This window comes from Streptomyces sp. NPDC093225 (genome assembly GCF_044753805.1).
Taxonomy (GTDB): domain Bacteria; phylum Actinomycetota; class Actinomycetes; order Streptomycetales; family Streptomycetaceae; genus Streptomyces.
In genome coordinates, this window is record NZ_JBIVNX010000061.1 from 1 (window position 1) to 16,342 (window position 16,342).

15 protein-coding genes are annotated in these 16,342 nt (G+C 74.2%); 14 read left to right on the forward strand and 1 reads right to left on the reverse strand.

Translation table 11 applies throughout. The annotated features are described in order from the left end of the window. The first annotated feature begins 113 nt into the window (after nt 1–113). Genes mtnA through ACIQCH_RS33895 form a run of 7 tightly spaced genes read left to right on the forward strand, consistent with a single transcriptional unit; the run spans nt 114 to nt 7,897 of the window. The gene (gene mtnA, locus ACIQCH_RS33865) at nt 114–1,853 is read left to right on the forward strand and encodes an S-methyl-5-thioribose-1-phosphate isomerase (RefSeq protein ID WP_402587371.1); all 1,740 of its coding nucleotides are present in this window, start codon (nt 114–116) and stop codon (nt 1,851–1,853) included. Next, the gene (locus ACIQCH_RS33870) at nt 1,850–2,428 is read left to right on the forward strand and encodes a 1,2-dihydroxy-3-keto-5-methylthiopentene dioxygenase (protein ID WP_402587373.1); all 579 of its coding nucleotides are present in this window, start codon (nt 1,850–1,852) and stop codon (nt 2,426–2,428) included. Before mtnA ends, ACIQCH_RS33870 begins: the two co-directional genes overlap by 4 nt. After that, nucleotides 2,425–3,153, forward strand: a complete 729-nt coding sequence (gene mtnC / locus ACIQCH_RS33875; protein ID WP_402587375.1) for an acireductone synthase — start codon at nt 2,425–2,427, stop codon at nt 3,151–3,153. The genes ACIQCH_RS33870 and mtnC overlap by 4 nt, the downstream gene beginning before the upstream one ends. Beyond that, nucleotides 3,150–3,974: an S-methyl-5'-thioadenosine phosphorylase gene (locus tag ACIQCH_RS33880; RefSeq protein ID WP_402587377.1), complete on the forward strand. Its 825-nt coding sequence runs from the start codon at nt 3,150–3,152 to the stop codon at nt 3,972–3,974. Before mtnC ends, ACIQCH_RS33880 begins: the two co-directional genes overlap by 4 nt. Then, a complete protein-coding gene (locus tag ACIQCH_RS33885) occupies nt 3,971–5,569 on the forward strand; it encodes an amino acid adenylation domain-containing protein (protein WP_402587379.1) in 1,599 nt (532 codons plus the stop codon). The genes ACIQCH_RS33880 and ACIQCH_RS33885 overlap by 4 nt, the downstream gene beginning before the upstream one ends. Further along, nucleotides 5,562–6,293: an alpha/beta fold hydrolase gene (locus ACIQCH_RS33890; RefSeq protein WP_402587381.1), complete on the forward strand. Its 732-nt coding sequence runs from the start codon at nt 5,562–5,564 to the stop codon at nt 6,291–6,293. The genes ACIQCH_RS33885 and ACIQCH_RS33890 overlap by 8 nt, the downstream gene beginning before the upstream one ends. Continuing rightward, nucleotides 6,290–7,897 carry a condensation domain-containing protein gene (locus tag ACIQCH_RS33895; protein WP_402587383.1) on the forward strand — a complete coding sequence of 536 codons (1,608 nt, stop codon included), beginning with the start codon at nt 6,290–6,292 and terminating at the stop codon, nt 7,895–7,897. The genes ACIQCH_RS33890 and ACIQCH_RS33895 overlap by 4 nt, the downstream gene beginning before the upstream one ends. A gap of 25 nt (nt 7,898–7,922) precedes the next feature. Here the strand turns inward: ACIQCH_RS33895 and ACIQCH_RS33900 are convergent, their stop codons facing one another. Then, nucleotides 7,923–9,158: an ATP-grasp domain-containing protein gene (locus tag ACIQCH_RS33900; protein ID WP_402587385.1), complete on the reverse strand. Its 1,236-nt coding sequence runs from the start codon at nt 9,156–9,158 to the stop codon at nt 7,923–7,925. 219 nt (nt 9,159–9,377) lie between these two features. On the opposite strand from ACIQCH_RS33900, the gene ACIQCH_RS33905 reads away from it, so the two are divergent. From ACIQCH_RS33905 to ACIQCH_RS33935, 7 genes are all read left to right on the forward strand, one after another. After that, complete coding sequence (locus tag ACIQCH_RS33905) at nt 9,378–10,172, forward strand: class I SAM-dependent methyltransferase (protein WP_402587387.1); 795 nt, start codon at nt 9,378–9,380, stop codon at nt 10,170–10,172. Continuing rightward, entirely contained in the window at nt 10,169–11,410 is a 1,242-nt protein-coding gene (locus ACIQCH_RS33910; protein WP_402587389.1) for a hypothetical protein, read from the forward strand. Before ACIQCH_RS33905 ends, ACIQCH_RS33910 begins: the two co-directional genes overlap by 4 nt. Nucleotides 11,411–11,484: 74 nt before the next feature. Then, nucleotides 11,485–12,294 carry a cupin domain-containing protein gene (locus tag ACIQCH_RS33915; protein WP_402587391.1) on the forward strand — a complete coding sequence of 270 codons (810 nt, stop codon included), beginning with the start codon at nt 11,485–11,487 and terminating at the stop codon, nt 12,292–12,294. Nucleotides 12,295–12,406: 112 nt separating this feature from the next. After that, nucleotides 12,407–12,592, forward strand: a complete 186-nt coding sequence (locus ACIQCH_RS33920) for a tautomerase family protein (RefSeq protein WP_030192335.1) — start codon at nt 12,407–12,409, stop codon at nt 12,590–12,592. 49 nt (nt 12,593–12,641) lie between these two features. Then, nucleotides 12,642–13,433 carry a cupin domain-containing protein gene (locus tag ACIQCH_RS33925; protein WP_402587393.1) on the forward strand — a complete coding sequence of 264 codons (792 nt, stop codon included), beginning with the start codon at nt 12,642–12,644 and terminating at the stop codon, nt 13,431–13,433. Between the two features lie 7 nt (nt 13,434–13,440). Further along, nucleotides 13,441–15,267, forward strand: a complete 1,827-nt coding sequence (asnB, locus tag ACIQCH_RS33930) for an asparagine synthase (glutamine-hydrolyzing) (RefSeq protein ID WP_402587395.1) — start codon at nt 13,441–13,443, stop codon at nt 15,265–15,267. After that, complete coding sequence (locus tag ACIQCH_RS33935) at nt 15,264–16,313, forward strand: PrpF domain-containing protein (protein ID WP_402587397.1); 1,050 nt, start codon at nt 15,264–15,266, stop codon at nt 16,311–16,313. Before asnB ends, ACIQCH_RS33935 begins: the two co-directional genes overlap by 4 nt. Nucleotides 16,314–16,342 lie beyond the last annotated feature (29 nt).

Sequence of the window (16,342 nt, forward strand, 5' to 3'; positions counted from 1 at the left end):
GCCCAGACCGCGGCCTACGGCCACTTCGGCCGCGAGCTGCCGGACTTCACCTGGGAGCGCACCGACCGCGTCGACGCCCTGCGCGCGGCAGCCGGCGCGCGATGAAGGCGTCCGTGACGGAGGCGTCCATCCGCTGGGAGGACGGCGCGATCCTCACCACGGACCAGCGCGCCCTGCCCCACGAGCACCGGCCGCTGCGCCTGAGCACCGTGGACGAGGTGATCGAGGCCGTCCGGAGCCTGGCCGTCCGCGGCGCGCCGGCCATCGGACTGGTGGGGGCCCTGGGCGTGGCCCTGTCCGCACACGCCCACGCCCACCGGCACGGTGACGGTGGTGACGGCGTCGACGAGCCGGCCGTACGGGCCGACGCCGAACGCCTGGCGAACGCCCGGCCCACCGCGGTCAATCTCGCCTGGGCCGTACACCGGGTCCTCGGCCACCTGTCCGAGGGTCCGCGCGCCGTGCTCGACGCGGCGCTGGAGATGATCTCCGAAGACGTGGCGGTCAACCGGGCCATGGTGGCCCGGGCGGCGGAGCTCGTCGAGTCCCTGACGCCGGACCGACCCCTGCGGATCCTGACGCACTGCAACACCGGCCGGTTCGCCACGGGTGCCGTGGGCACCGCCCTCGGCACCATCGTCGAACTCGCCGCCCGGGGCCGCGTCCTCGAGGTGCTCGCCGACGAGACGCGCCCCCTGCTCCAGGGGTCCCGGCTCACGGCGTGGGAGTTGGGGGAGGCCGGTGTCCCGTACCGGCTGTGCGTGGACGCGGCGGCCGCCGCGGCGATGGCCCAGGGCCTGGTCGACTGCGTGCTGGTCGGCGCGGACCGCATCGCCGCCAACGGCGACACCGCCAACAAGATCGGTACGTACGGTCTGGCCGTGGCCGCGGCCCGCCACGGCATCCCCTTCGTCGTCGTGGCCCCCGAGGCCACGAGGGACCCCGAACTCGCCGACGGCGGCGGCATCGTGATCGAGGAGCGGCCGCCGGCGGAGGTCACGTCCCTGGCCGGCCGTGCCACGGCCCCCGCGGACGCCGGGGCCTACAACCCCGCCTTCGACGTCACGCCCGCCGAACTGATCACCGCCGTCGTCACCGAGCGCGAGGTGTTCCGGCCGGGTGCCGCCGACACCGTGCCCGGGGACGGGGCCCTGGCCCGCGAGCTGGCCTCGTTCTCCCGCGTCCTGTACGAACGGGGCTGGATGCCGGGCACCTCCGGCAACCTGTCCGTCCGCACCCCCCGGGAGCCCGGCTCCGCCCGGGACCGGGCCCTCGTCACCGCCAGCGGCCTGGACAAGGGCGGGCTGACGGAGCGGGACATGGTTCCGATCGACGCCGGGACGGGCGCCGCGCTGGTCCCCGGTCCCCTGCGCGCCTCGGCGGAGGCCGCGATCCACGCCGCCGTCTACCGCGCCACCGACGCCGGCGCCGTGATCCACGTGCACTCGCCGTACGCCACCGCGGCGGCCGTCCTCGCCGGCGTGCCGGAGCGGGGCCCGGCCGAGCACGGCCCGGACGGGCACGGCCCGGCCGAGCTCGTCCTGGAGCGGTACGAACTGCTCAAGGGCCTCGGCCTCGCCGATCCGAGCCGCACGACGCTCCCGGTCTTCGCCAACGACCCCGACGTCTCCCGCATCGCCGCCCACGTCCACGACCACCTCGTCGACCGGCCGGGCGCCGCACCGGCGCTCCTCATCACCGACCACGGCATCACGGTCTGGGGCCGCGACCTGGCCCAGGCCCGCAACCGCCTGGAGTGCGTCGAGGCGATCTGTCAGCTGCACCTGCTCGTCGGCCCCACACCCCCGGCCCGCCGCACCACCGCCACCCACCCCACTGGAGCGACCTCATGACCCTGCTCGTCGTCATGCCGGACGACGACCCGGCCGACGTAGTCCTGCGCAGCCGCGACGCCGGGCTGATCCGAACCGAACTGGCCGCCCTGGGCATCGGTTTCGACCGCTGGCCCGTGCGCGGCGCCGTCACCCCGACGAGCACCGCCGACGAGGTCCTGGCGCTCTACCGCGGCGAGGTCGACGCCCTCTCGGCGCGCTCGGGGATGAAGGTCGTGGACGTGGCGCAGCTGCTGCCCGAGCCCGGCGCCGCCTGGGCCGAGCGCGCGGCCGCCGCACGCACGACCTTCCTCGCCGAGCACCGCCACGCCGAGGACGAGGTGCGGTTCTTCGCCCACGGGCGGGGCTGCTTCTACCTCCACGTGGGGGAGCGCGTGCACGCGGTGGTGTGCGAGGCCGGTGACCTGCTGTCGGTCCCGGCCGGCACCCGCCACTGGTTCGACATGGGACGGGCACCGGAGTTCTGCGCCGTCCGCTTCTTCCAGGAGGCCGACGGCTGGGTGGGCGACTTCACCGGCGATCCCCTCGCCGCCGCCTTCCCCGACCTCGACGCGCTGCTGGCGGGGGAGCGGTGACCGCCGTCGCGGCGGTGGTGCTCGACATCGAGGGCACGGTCGGCTCCGCCTCGCACGTGCGCGACGTGCTCTTCCCGTTCGCCCGCGAGCGGTTCCACCGGTGGTTCGCCGCACACCGCGGCACCCCCGAATGGTCCGCCGTGCTCACGGCGACGGGGTTCCCGCCCGACCCGGGCGACCCCGGACCGGCCGAGTCCGCGGCGGTCGCCCGCCTCGAATCCTGGACGGACGCCGACGTGAAGGCGCCGGCGCTCAAGACGCTCCAGGGGCTGATCTGGGCCGAGGGGTACGCCACCGGCGCGCTGACCGGGCACGTGTACCCCGAGGTGCCCGGGGCCCTGCGGCGCTGGCACGCGGCGGGCCTGCCCGTGCACATCTACTCGTCCGGATCGGTCGCGGCACAGCGCGACTGGTTCGCGCACACCGCCCACGGCGATCTGACCGGGCTGCTGTCCGGCCACTTCGACCTCGACACCGCCGGCGGCAAACGGGACCCCGACTCCTACCGGGCCATCGCCCGCGCGCTCGGCATCCCACCGGAGTCGCTCCTCTTCCTCAGCGACACGGAGGAGGAGCTCGGGGCCGCCGCGGCCGCGCGCTGGCGCACGGTCGGGGTCCGGCGCCCCGGCGATCCCGCGGGGCCGGAGGTCCCGGGGCACACCACGATCGACTCGCTGACCCACCCGGCACTCGGCGAGACCTGGCAGAAGGCAGGGACGGCATGAACGCGCAACAACCGCCGGTGGCGGAGATCGGGATCATCGGCGGCAGCGGCTTCTACCACCTGCTGGACGACGCCGAACAGCAGCACGTGCCGACGCCGTACGGCGACCCCTCCGACGCCGTCTCGGTGGGAACCGTCGCCGGACGCCGCGTGGCGTTCCTCCCGCGGCACGGCAGCGGGCACGCCCTGCCGCCGCACCGCATCAACTACCGGGCGAACCTGTGGGCCCTGCGGGCGCTCGGCGTGCGCCAGGTGCTCGCCCCCTGCGCCGTCGGGTCACTCAAGCGGGACCTCGGCCCGGGCAGCATCGTCCTGCCGGACCAGCTGGTCGACCGGACGAGCGGCCGGATCCAGACGTACTACGACCAGGGCGCCGTGCACGTCTCGTTCGCCGACCCCTACTGCGGGGACGGCCGTTCCGCCGTCCTGAAGGCCGCCGCCGACACCGGCGACGCGGTGCACGACGGCGGGACCATGGTGGTGATCGAGGGGCCCCGCTTCTCGACCCGGGCGGAGTCGCAGTGGTACGCCTCGGCCGGCTGGTCGCTGGTCAACATGACGGGTCATTCCGAGGCCGTGCTCGCCCGCGAACTGGCGCTCTGCTACACCTCCGTGGCACTGGTGACCGACCTCGACGCGGGGATCGACGCCTCCGAGAGCGTGGCGCAGGAGGCGGTCTTCGACGTGTTCGCGCGCAACTCCGAACGGCTGCGCCACCTGATGCTCCGCACCGTGGCCCACCTGCCCGAGCAGCGCTCCTGCCCGTGCGCCCGCACGCTCGACGGCATGCACCTGCCCGTCTCCGCCGCGGACCGGGGGTGACCGTGGAAACCGCCACCACCGACATCGACACCGCCACTGCCGCCACGCCCGGCGCCGGCGCGCCCCGCTCCCTCGTCGACGTGTTCACCGCCAGCGCCACCGCCGCCCCCGACCGGCTCGCCGTGTCGGACGAGACGGGCCGCGCCGACTACCGGACCCTCGACGGGTGGAGCCGGCGCATCGCCCACGCGCTGCACGCCGCCGGAGTGCGCCCCGGAGACGCGGTCGCCCTGCGCATGGAGGCGGGCCGCGCCGTCGTGGCGTCCCTCCTCGGCATCCTGCGCGCGGGAGCCGCGTACGTCCCCCTCGACCTGCGCAACCCGGCCGAGCGCAACGCCTTCATCGTCGCCGACAGCGGGGTCCGCCACCTCGTCGGCGAGCGCGACCCGGACTGGGGCGCGGACCTGACGTGCATCACGGCGGCGACCGTCGACGCCCTGGCCGACGGCCCGGCGCCGACCGGGCCCGAGTCCCTTCCCGCACCGTCGGGCGAGGACCTGGCCTACGTCATCTACACCTCCGGCACCACGGGGCGGCCGAAGGGGGTTCCGGTGCGCCACGGCAGCGTCGTCGCGCTGCTGGCCGCCACCGGGGACCTCTTCGCGTTCGAACGGGACGACCGCTGGCTGCTGTTCCACTCCCTCGCCTTCGACTTCTCCGTGTGGGAGGTCTGGGGCCCGCTGTCCACGGGCGCGGCACTGGTGGTGCCGCCGCAGTGGGTCACCCGGGCACCGGAGGACCTCATCGGTCTGCTCGCGGACGAGCGGATCTCGGTGCTCAACCAGACCCCGACCGCCTTCACCATGCTGGCGCGGGCCCGGGAGAACGCCGACCGCCCGCTGCCCGACCTGCGCTACATCGTCTTCGGCGGCGAGAAGCTCGCTCCGCCGGTGCTGCGCGCCTGGGCGGGATCGGTGGGGCTCGACCGCCCCCGACTGGTGAACATGTACGGCATCACCGAGGTGACGGTCCACGCGACGTTCCACCAGGTCACCCAGCGCGATCTCGACGGCACGCAGTCGGTCGTCGGCGTCCCCCTCGACGGCTTCGCGGTCCGGATCGCCGGCCCCGACGGCACCGAGGTGACCGAGCCCGGCGTACCGGGCGAACTCTGGCTGTCCGGGCCCCAGGTGACGGCCGGCTACCTCAACCGCCCCGAACTGAACGAGGACCGCTTCCCCGTCCTCCCCGCGGGTCCCGACGGGGTCCGCCACTATCGCTCCGGAGACCTCGTCAGCCGCGACGACGAGGGCGCGCTCGTCTACCACGGGCGGGCGGACCTCCAGGTCAAGTTGCGCGGCCACCGCGTGGAACTCGGCGACATCGAGGCGGCGGTGCGCTCCCACGAGTCCGTGCTCGACGCCGTCGCCTGGCCGCGCGATTCGGCGGACGGCGGGCAGCGGCTGTTCTGCGTGGTCCTGGGCAAGGAGGGAGCCGAACCCGACGTCCGCGCGCTGCGCCGGCACGTCGCGGCGAAGCTGCCCTCCTACATGCACCCGGCCCGCTACCAGGTGGTCCACGAGCTGCCCCGCACGGTCAACGGGAAGACCGACCGCGCCGCCCTGATGAAGACCTGGAGCGAGAACCGTGACTGAGCCGGCACCGGCCCCCGTCGGGCCCTACCTGCGGGACGTCGAGCACGTCGCCCTGCTGGACCACGACCTCGTCCCCGGACGGCCCGGCGTCCGGGGAGCGGGCGCGCCCCTCCTGCTGCTGCACGGGCTGGAGGACGACCGGACCCAGCTGCGCTTCCTGAGCGACGCGCTGTGCCCCGAGGGCGAGTTCGCCCTGCTGCCCACCTTGCGCGACCACCCGCCGAGCCCCGCGCCGGCCTGGGGCTACTCCCCGCTCGACTACGCAGCCGACGTGCACCGCATCACCGACCGGCTCACCGCGCCGGCCCACGTCATCGGCTATTCGTACGGGGCCCTGGTCGCCCTCGTGCACGCCGTCGCGCTGGGACCCACCCGGGTCCGCAGCGTGGTCCTGCTCGACCAGTCCCTGGAGCGGCGGCCGGCCCGGATCGAGGGCGGCGAATGGGCCGAGTCGAGCTTCCTGAAGTGGGAGTACGACTACACGCACCTCATCGGGATGCTCACGGCGGCCGGCATCCCCGTGCTCCTGGTGATCCCCGGCGAGAGCCACGTGATCCCGCCGGCCGAGCGGGCCGCCCTGCTCGCACGCCGGGACCCGGGCTTCTCCTGCGTCGTCATGCCCGGTGTGCACGCCGACGTGGTGCGCCCGGACGGCCCGGTCACCTCGATCATCGAAGAGTTCTACGCCCGGTACTGCCCCGTCCCGCCGAAGGAGAACGCATGACCCGCGATGCCGGTGACGACCAGACGATCCGCGTCAGGGTCCTGGACATCCACCGCTCCGTCCTGGAGGACGAGTCGGTCCTCGCGGAGGACAACTTCTACGACATGGGCGGGGACAGCCTGCTGTCCCTGCAGGTGCTGGGCCGGATCGAGCGGGAACTGGGAGTGAAGGTCCCCCCGCGCACGTTCTTCACGGCCGAGTCCATCGCCGACGTGGCCGACCTGGTGGCGGCCGCGGCCGAGAACGCCGCGGGCGACGACGCACCCCGGCCCGCGGGCGACCACGCCGGCCGGGCCTCCATGGCCCAGGAGTGGGCCCTGCTGTCGTCGCTGCGCGACCCGCAGGCGCCGATCCTCCAGTTCCACGCCGTCTTCCGGGTCTCGGGCCCGTTCGACACGCAGCGGCTGGAGGCGGCCCTGAACCGCGTCGCCGAGCGCCACGGGTCCCTGCGCACCTCCTTCACGGCGGCCGACGGCGTCGCCCGGCAGGCCGTCGACCCGGGGGCCCGTGCGGACCTGGCGGTCATGGACTACCGCGGCGTGCCGGACGCCGAGGTGGACGAGTTCCTGCGCGGGTTCGTACGGGAGCCCTTCGACCGCTCCCGCGCCCCGCTGTGGCGGACCCTCGTGGTGCGCCGCGACGAGGCGGAGGCCCTGCTGGTGTTCGTCTTCGACCACATGATCGCGGACGGGTGGTCGCTCGACACCTTCGTCGAGGACCTCTCGGCGGCCTACCGGGGCGCCGAACTCCCGGACCGTGCGGGGCAGTCCGGCGCGTACGCGGACTGGGCCGCCGGACAGTGGGAGAGCTGGCAGGACGGCAGGGCCGAGGAACTGGCGGACTACTGGCGGAGCCAGCTGTCCGCGGATCCCGCCGAGTTCGCCCTGCGGCTGCCCGGCTACCGGGGCACCGAGGGGCTGTCGAAGCCCGCGTCGCTGGTGTGGGACCTGGACCCGGCGACGGCCCGCGGGCTGCGCACGGCCTGCCAGGACCTGCGGGCCACGCCGTACTGCGTCTCGATGTCCGTGGTGAAGGCACTCGTCGCGCTGGCGACCGGGCAGGGGCGCGTGACGCTGCTGACCACGAACGCCAACCGGCTGGACGGCGCGTACCAGAGCACGGTCGGCTGGTTCGCCAACGGCGTCTTCCCGACCACCGACGTGGAACTCTCCGGTACGTTCCGGGACCTCGTCTCCGCCGTGCGCGCCAGCATCCTGGGCGCCACCGCGCACGGCGACATGCCCGCCATGTTCGTCCGCCGCCGGATCTGGCCGGAGCTGCCCGCGGGCTTCCGCAAGGACCCCGGCGTGTACTTCATGTACAACGACGTGTGGGGCGGCGGCCTGGGCTTCGGCGAGGGCGTCACGGTCTCGACGCACCACCTCACCGAGGACGCGGACTCGCCGGGCCTGCACATGTGGCTGCTGCGCGAGGGCGAGGGCCTGCGCCTGCAGGCCCTGCACTACGAGTCGGAGTACGCCCCCGAGTACGTCAAGGGGTTCGCCGGCTGCCTGGTGAAGGCGCTGGACCTGCTCACCGGGCAGCCGGACCGGCCGATGTCCGAGCTGCTGGACCCCGCGGAGTTCGCCGCCGTACGCGGCTGACCCCGCGGCGGTCACCCCGTGACGGTCACCCCGCGGCGGGCGGCTCCAGCTCGACCCGGCCGGCGAACCAGGCGGCCAGGTCCCGCATCCGAGCCGCCACCTCGCGGTCGTCCGCACCCCGGACGACCGCGAGACCGGCCCGCAGGTGCGAGGCGTCCGTGACGTCCGGCATGACCTGGCCCGGCGCGATGTCGAAGGTCGCCCGGACGACGCCCGGCCGCGCGAGCACCTCGTCGAGCGTCGGCATGGCGCGCACCCGGCCCGCCGGGCCCGGCAGGTTCATCCCGCCGAAGACCGCGTCGCCGTGGTGCTCGGGCAGGTCGCCGATCGCGGTGGGCCGGTCGAGCACGGCGCGCGCCCACTCGTCGCGCAGGTTGACGCCGAACGCCAGCTCCACGACGTCGTCGGTGCGGCCCCCGCCCACGCGGGCCGCGCACTCGCCGAACAGGATCCGCCCGCCCGGCTCCTGGAACACCTCCAGGTGGAAGGGGCCGTCGACGTATCCGAGGGACGCGAACGAGTCCTCGGCGAGGGAGTGGATTCCTGCGTACAGCTCCGGATATTCGGCGGGCGGCAATGCGATGTGGGCGACCAGTCCGCCCTCGTGCACCTCGATCAGATTCTGCAGGTAGCGGGAAACTGAAAGGACCTTTATCTTACCGTCGCGGACGATTCCGTCGACCTGGAACTCAATACCGTCGATGAACTCCTCGAGGAGCCACGGACCCTTTCCGCCGGTGGCCGCCCGGTCCACGTATTCCCGGGCGGAATTCCCGTCGCGGAGCACGTAGGTGTGCCGCGCGCCGCCGCCGTCGAGGGGCTTCAGCACGCTCGGGAACGCCACGTCCCGCACGTCCAGGGCGCCGAGGTCCGCGACCACGGTGCACGCGGCGGTCGGCACCCCGGCCTCCCGGACCAGGTGCTTCTGCAGGTACTTGTCGCGCATCGCCAGGGTGTCCCGGGCCGTGGCCCGCGGCCGGCCCGCGAGCTCGGCCAGCACGGCCGCCGGGACCAGGCAGAACTCCAGGACGCTGCAGATCACGTCGTAGTCCTCGAGGGCGCGGGCGGACCGGGCCAGGCCCGCGAGGACCCCCTCGACGTTCGACGGCTGGGGCACCACGACGGCGGCCGCGCCGGCGGCGCGGGCCGCCTCCGCGTCCGCCGGGGCCACCACGCAGGTCACCCGGGCTCCGGCCCGGCCCAGCGCGGCGACCGCGCGGGGCATCCAACCGATGTGGAGCACGGCAGGTCCGGTCTGCATACAGTTCTCCCGTAAATATGTCTCTGGTTATTCGCGCAAAATCACAAAAGGGCGCGGGATGATCCGCCGCGAACCTAATCGCGCATACCCCGAGGCGTCCACGTGACGTAGATCACCGAAATACCCTGGTGCACCTCGACGGCTTCCGGGTACGGTCTGGACCGGTGATCATTCCCTGATTTCCAGCACCTGGGCTCGACCTTGCAAACGGAGGACCGCGTGTCCAATGAATTCAACCCGGACTTCGGACTGACCGCCGAGGACTACGGTCGGCACCGCGCCGGTTTCCCTCCGGAGGTCATCCGCCGGCTGGCGGGGAGCGGCGTCGAGGCGAACGGACGCGACGTCCTGGACCTGGGCACCGGCACCGGGAGCCTCGCCCGGCTCTTCGCCCAGGCGGGCGCTCGGGTCACCGGCATCGACCCGGCCGCGGCCCTGCTCGACCAGGCCCGGGCCCTCGACACGGCGGCCGGCGTCGAGATCGCCTACCACGTGGCCACCGCCGAGGCGACGGGACTCCCCGACGCGTCGTTCGACGTCGTGGCGGCCGGGCAGTGCTGGCACTGGTTCGACGCCCCGAAGGCGGCGGCCGAGGTCCGGCGCCTGCTCCGGCCGGGCGGCCACGTCGTCATCACCCACTTCGACTGGCTCCCGCTGCCCGGCAACATGGTCGCGGCGACCGAGGACCTCATCGTGAAGTACAACCCGGCCTGGTCCATGGGCGGCGGCACGGGCCTCTACCCGCGCTGGCTGACCGACCTGGCAGCGGCGGGCTTCCGGGCCATCGAGACCTTCTCCTTCGACCTGGACGTGCCCTACACGCCGGAGGCCTGGACCGGGCGGATCCGGGCCAGCGCGGGCGTCGGCGCGAGCCTCCCCCCGGAGGAGGTCGCCGCGTTCTCCGCCGAGCTCACCGGCATCCTGCGCGACCGCTTCCCCGGCGACGTCCTGCAGGTCCCGCACCGTGCCTGGTCGGCCGTCGCCGTCGCGCCCGCGCCGGACGGGCCCCGATGACCACCACCGTCGAGCGGCGGCCGCCGTCGGAGCCGGCCGCCGTAGGCCCGACCCTCGGTGAGCTGATCGGTGCGTTCCGGCCGGCGGGGCCGCCCGACGCGGAGACCCGGGAGCGCCGTCAGCGGCTCGCGGACTTCGTCCGCGAGATCGAGCCCCGTGTCCACCGCGCGCCGGCCGGCGACCGCGAGGCCGTCCGCGCCCTGCTCGGCTGGGACGACGCCGCCCTGCACCGCTTCGTCGACTCGCCCATGGTGGTGCACAGTTCGACGCACGTGAGCATGAACGCCTTCGCCCCCATGGTGGCGTTCCCCTGGTTCTGCCTGCGCCTGCTGACCCGCGCCACCGGCGACGCGAACGGCGGCGGGGGGACCCACCTGCGCACCCAGCTCACGCACAACAACCTGAGCGACAACCGCTGGAAGCCGCACGTGTGGTGGCGCCTGGACCGCCGCGGCCGCCTGGTGCGCACCCCCCTCTTCAGCGGCCAGCCGAAGTACCGCCACCAGGTGCTGATGGCCCTCGACGTCCCGGACGTGCCGGACGAGGACCTCGCCCCGACCGACGCGCACGCCCTGCGCCTGGCCCGGCACGCCACCACCTTCGCGTACTTCGCGATGATGTACCGGATGGGCCTGGAGCGGGCGGCCGGCCTGCACGTCGCGGACGGCACCGTCGAGATCCCCGTCGACGTCATGAACGCATTCTCGCTGCGCGAGGACGCGTTCCCCCGCTGGCACCGCGCCCTCTACGGGCAGGGGTTCCACCTCCGCCGCATCGGCGCGGACCGCCGGCTGCACCCGCTGTCCGCCGAGGAAGCGGCGGCGCTGGGCCCCGGCGACCCGCTGCGGCCCCTGACCACACTCATCTGCCCCAACCACGTCAACGTGGGCCACGCCCACCGCATGGGGATCTCCGCGGCCATCGGCGCCGACCGGATGGCCTCGTACGAGGAGGAGATGACGGGGGTGCTCGGCCGCTTCCTCGCCGAACTCGGCGAGTCGCACACCCCCCCGCAGTTCCTCGGCGTGGCCGGCCTCGACCTCGGCCGGCTCCTGCCGCTCCCGGAGCAGCTCGAGGCCGAACTCGCCGCCGAGGGCGGCAGGCCGTCCCTCCCCCTGTACGCGGCCGTCCACGGCGAGCGGCTCGTCCCCTCGCTCGACGTCGCGCTCGACCACCCCACCGGCGGGCTCGCGTCGATCGTCACCCGACACGTACCGGCGCCCGCGGCCCGGCCGTGAGCCGCCCCGGGCGGACACCGCCCGGCCGCCCGCGCCCCCGCCCCGTCCCGCCCCGACCTCTGGAGAGGAACCTGATGTCACAGCACACCGATTTCGGCGTGGTCATCCGACGCAAGGAGCTCGAGTTCACCGCCGAGGAGGGCTGCCTGGTCAGCCGGCCCGTGGGCCCGCACGTGGGTGCCGAGTTCGTCTCGGTCGACATCGTCCGCATCCCGCGGGGCGCGAGCTGGAAGCCCGCCCCGTACGCCGTCCAGGAAGTCACGGCCATCGTCTTCGACGGCCACGGCACCGCGCAGATCGACGGGGAGAGCGCCGAGGTCCGCAAGGGCTCCACCGCGTACGCGCCGGCCGGCCGCTCCGTCGCCTTCACCGCCGCCGCCGACGGGGACGCCGACGAGATGACCGTGTACTTCTGGCGGGCCCCGCTGCCGGAGGGCACCCCCCGGGGCTCCGCGCCCCTGCTCTTCAACACGGTGTACGACGAGTCCGCCGCCATCCGCAAGTTCGCCGGCACCGGTGAGATCGCCCCGGTGGACCAGGAGCGCCGGGCGTTCATGAACTTCCCGCACTGGCCCGGCAACGGCTGCGCCCACCTGTGCATCAACAGCGGCATGGCGGCCCCGGGCAACACCTTCAACATCCACGGCCACCCGGGTGCCGAGGACGCGCTCTTCGCCCTCGACGGCAGGGGCCAGTTCTTCCTGGGCGACACCTGGCTCGACATGGAGCCCGGCGACGGCGTCTACGCCCGCTCCGGGGTGCTGCACGGGACGCGCAACCCCGCCGGCCCGGACGCGGCCGACCTGTTCGTCTCCGTGGGCGGTCCCGTCCCGTACGACCCCGCCCTCTACCGGGCCGCCGGGCTGTCGCCCGAGGTCGTCTGACGCTCCGGCGGCCCCCGCCCCTCCCGCCCCTCCCGCGCCGCGCCCGGCGCCACCGCGCCCGTCCGCTCCGGCGGGGTCCCGCACATGCCAACGTCACAAGGAAGGCTCCGTCATGCCCGTCATCACCGTCGACTGGTGGAGTGGGAACGACCACGAGCGGCGCAGCGCCCTCATCGGTGAGATCACGGCGACGGTCTCCCGCATCGCCCACTGCCCGGCCGAAGCCGTCACCGTGATCGTCCGCGACGTGGAGCGGACCCACTGGGGCAAGGGCGGCCGGCCCGCCTCCGACGGCTGACCCGACCGCCGCCCACGTCCCCCGCACAACCCCGGAAAGGTGTGACCCCATGACTGTCGCAGCAGTGCCCGGAGCCATCGTCCGAGCGGACGAGCTGCGGTTCCGCGTCCAGGACGGGTGCGAGGTGGCCACCGCGGTGGGCCCCGCGCTCGGCGCGCACCTCGTCCGCCTCGACGTCGTCCGCGTCCCCGCCGGTACGACCTGGCGCCCCGCGGACTCGCCGGAGGAGGAGAACGTGGTCGTCGTCTTCGACGGCCGGGGCACCGCCACCTCCGGTGCCGAACGGGCCCCGGTGGAGCGGGCCGGCACCGTGTACGCGCCCACCGGCGACGCCTACGCGCTGTCCGCGGGAGACGGCGGACTCGTCGCCTACGTGTGGCGCAGCCGCCTGCTGGACGGGCGTCGCCCGGGGTCCGCCCCGCGCCGGTTCAGCTCGCTGTGGAACCAGGAGACCCAGCTGCGCGGCTTCTCCGGCACCGGCGAAGTCGCCGCCTCCGACCGGACCGCGACGATGAACTTCCTCTTCTGGCCCGGCACCGGCACCCCCCAGCTGTGCCTGCACTGCGGGGTGATGAACCCGGGCGAGTACTTCAACGTGCACGTCCACCCCGAGAGCGAGGAGGCCTTCATCGTCATCGAGGGCACCGGCCAGCTGTACCTGGCGGACCGCTGGTACGACGCCGCGCCCGGCGACGTGCTGTACGCCGCGCCCGGTGTGCCGCACGGCACCCGGCACGACGGGCAGGACCCGGACGGGCCCCGGTTCGCCACCTGCGGGGGTCCGACCCCCTTCGACCCCGTGCTCTACCAGCGGGCCGGTGTCTCGACCGAGGTGAAGTGAGGCCCGCATGTGCAGAATCTTCGGGCACTTCGACGCCCAGATCACCCCGCACGAGTTGCGGACGGTGGCCGCCGTGCAGCGGCACGGCGGACCGGACGCGCAGACGTTCGCCGCCGGCCCGGGCTGGGCCCTGGGCAACAACCGCCTGGCCGTGATGGACCCGTCCGGCGGCTCGCAGCCGTACCGGCTGGGCGAGCACGTCACCATCGTGTTCAACGGCGAGATCTACAACCACGCCGAACTGCGCACCCGCCTCACCGCGCTCGGCCACCGGTTCACCGACACCTGCGACGGATCCGTGCTGCCCGCGCTGTACGCGGAGTTCGGTCGCGACTTCACCGAGCACCTGGACGGCATGTACTCCGTCGCCGTGGTGGACCTGCGTGCCGAGCCCACCCTGCTGCTCGCCGGCGACGAGTCGGGCATGAAGCCCCTCTACTACCACTGGGACGAGCGGACCCGCCAGTTGCGCTTCGCCTCCGAGCTGCCCGCCCTGCTGGCCTTCCCCGGGGTGCCGGCCGCGGTCTGGGAGCCGGGCCTGGACGAGTACCTGTCCACGAAGACGCCGTTCGGCGAGCAGACGATGTTCGAGGGCATCCGGGTCCTGCCGCCCGCCACCACCCTGACCGTCAACCGCTCCCAAGGGCTGCGGTCGGTCCGCCGCCGCCCGCCCGCCGGGGCCGAGTGTCCCTCCGGGCCCGCGGAGGCCGCGGACCGCGTGCGCGAGCTGCTGCGCACCGAGACGGCCCGGCTGGTCCGGGCCGATGTACCGGTGTCGGTGATCACCAGTGGTGGCCTCGACTCCAGCCTGGTGTCGGCCCTGGCCGCCCGGGCCGTCCCGGACCTGCACAGCTTCAACATCGCCTACACGGGGGAGTGGCCCCACGACGAGCGCCACTTCGCCCGGGAGGCGGCCCTGCGCAACGGCACCCGCCACCACCAGGTGGAGATCGACCCGGCCGACTTCCCGGACCTGCTCCCGCAGGTCGTGTGGCACCTCGGTCAGCCGAACGCCGACCCGATCACGCTCTCCACGTACGCGCTGTTCGGCGCGGTGCGGGACGCCGGCTTCCGCGTGGCGCTCACCGGTGACGCCGCCGACGAGCTCTTCGGCGGCTACGACCGGATCCGCACGGCCGTGGAGGCACCCGCGGGCAGCGACTGGGTGTCCGCCTACGTCGATTCGCTGGCGGCCGTGCCGCGCGCGCTGCGCCGGAGCCTGTACGCCCCCGCGTACCGCGACCTCGTGCGGGCCCGGGGATCCGCGGCGGACCGCATCGCCCGCGACCTCGCCGCGTCGCGGACGCCCCGGCTGGAGACGATCACGGAGTTCGAGACCGGCTCCCGCATGCCCGCGTACCACCTGCGACGCGTCGACCACCTCAGCATGGCCGCCTCGGTGGAGGTCCGGCTGCCCTTCTGCCAGCCCTCCCTCGTGCGGTACGCCAAGGCCCTGCCCGACGAGCTGAAGGTGTCCGGCGGCCGCGGGAAGCGGACGCTGTACGGGGCGGCGTCGGGCCTGCTGCCCGACTCGGTGCTCTCGCGCCCGAAGCAGCCCTTCACCCTGCCGGTCGCCGCGATGCTGGTCCCCGGAACCGCGCTGTACGGCTACGCCCGGGACCTCCTGGCCCCGGCGCGGCTGCGACGGCGGGGGATGCTCGACCCGGTGGCGGTGGACGGGCTGTTCGCCGAGCAGGCGACCCGGCCCTCGGAGCGGGCCGCGCTCGCGCTGTGGTCCCTGCTCGTCCACGAGCTGTGGCTGGAGCAGTTCATGCCTGCGCTCGGGTCGGCGGCCGGCCCGGCGGCCCTCGCGGACCGGGAGCGCGCGGCGTGAACGGGTACGTCGCGGAGGTGACCGGTGCGCCGTGTCCGACGCTGGTCCTCGAGGTCGACGGGATCGCGGACGCGGAGCACGTGCTGCGCCCGCTCCTGACCGAGGTCCGCCGCCGGCTCGTCCGGCAGGGACACGCGGACGTCCTCAAGATCGCGCTCGTCTCGGCGTCGCAGCACCCCCTGTTCGACCTGGACTACCGGTTCGTGCAGTGCCTGCCGGAGGCCCTCGACGCCTTCGACTTCCGGGGCAGCTGCGGCCATTCGATCCTCGCCACGGTGCTGGTCGCCGGCGAGCTGCGGCTGGTGCCGCGGCTCGCCCCGGGCGACCGGGTGCGGCTGCGCGTCCTCAACAACGGGGACCACATCGTGTGCGAGGTCGACGGGTCCCGGCGCCTCAGCGGCGACTTCACCCTGCACTTCGTCCAGCCGCAGGGCACCCGCCTGAGCCGGCTGCTGATGACGGGCCGGCCCGTGGACGTGGTGTCCACGCCCGCCGGGACGTACGAGGTGTCGCTGGCCTCCCTGGGGAACCCGTACGTCTTCGTCGACGCGCGGGACCTGGGGATCGGGTCGCAGGCCGCGCTGTTCGGGGCCGGCGCCGCGGTCTTCGACGAGATGCAGCAGATCCGGCGGGCCGCCGCGACGCTCCTGGGGATGCCGGCCGACAGCGTGTTCCCGAAGGTCGCCGCGGTCGCCTCCTACCAGGGCGACCGGCTTAGCGTCCGTTCCATCTCGGTTCCCACCTGGCACCCGACACTGGCACTGACGGGCACCATCTGCCTGGCGGCGGCCGCGAGCCGGCCGGGCACGGTCCCGGCCCGCTTCCTCGACGGCCGGGCGGGCGGGACCACGCGCGTCGAGATCGACACGGCGGGCGGGTCCACGGCCGCACTCGTCAAGGTCGAGCGGGAACCGGCCGACGCGCTCCTGCAATGGGTGAGCGTCAGCAGGAAGCAGGCCCGGCTGCTGTCGGGCCCCCTCGACCTCGACACCGTCCGGCCCTACGCGGCCCGCGCGGGCGCCGAGCCCCTCCCCCTGACGGCGTGACCGGCCCGTCGGCCGCCGCTGCGGCGCCC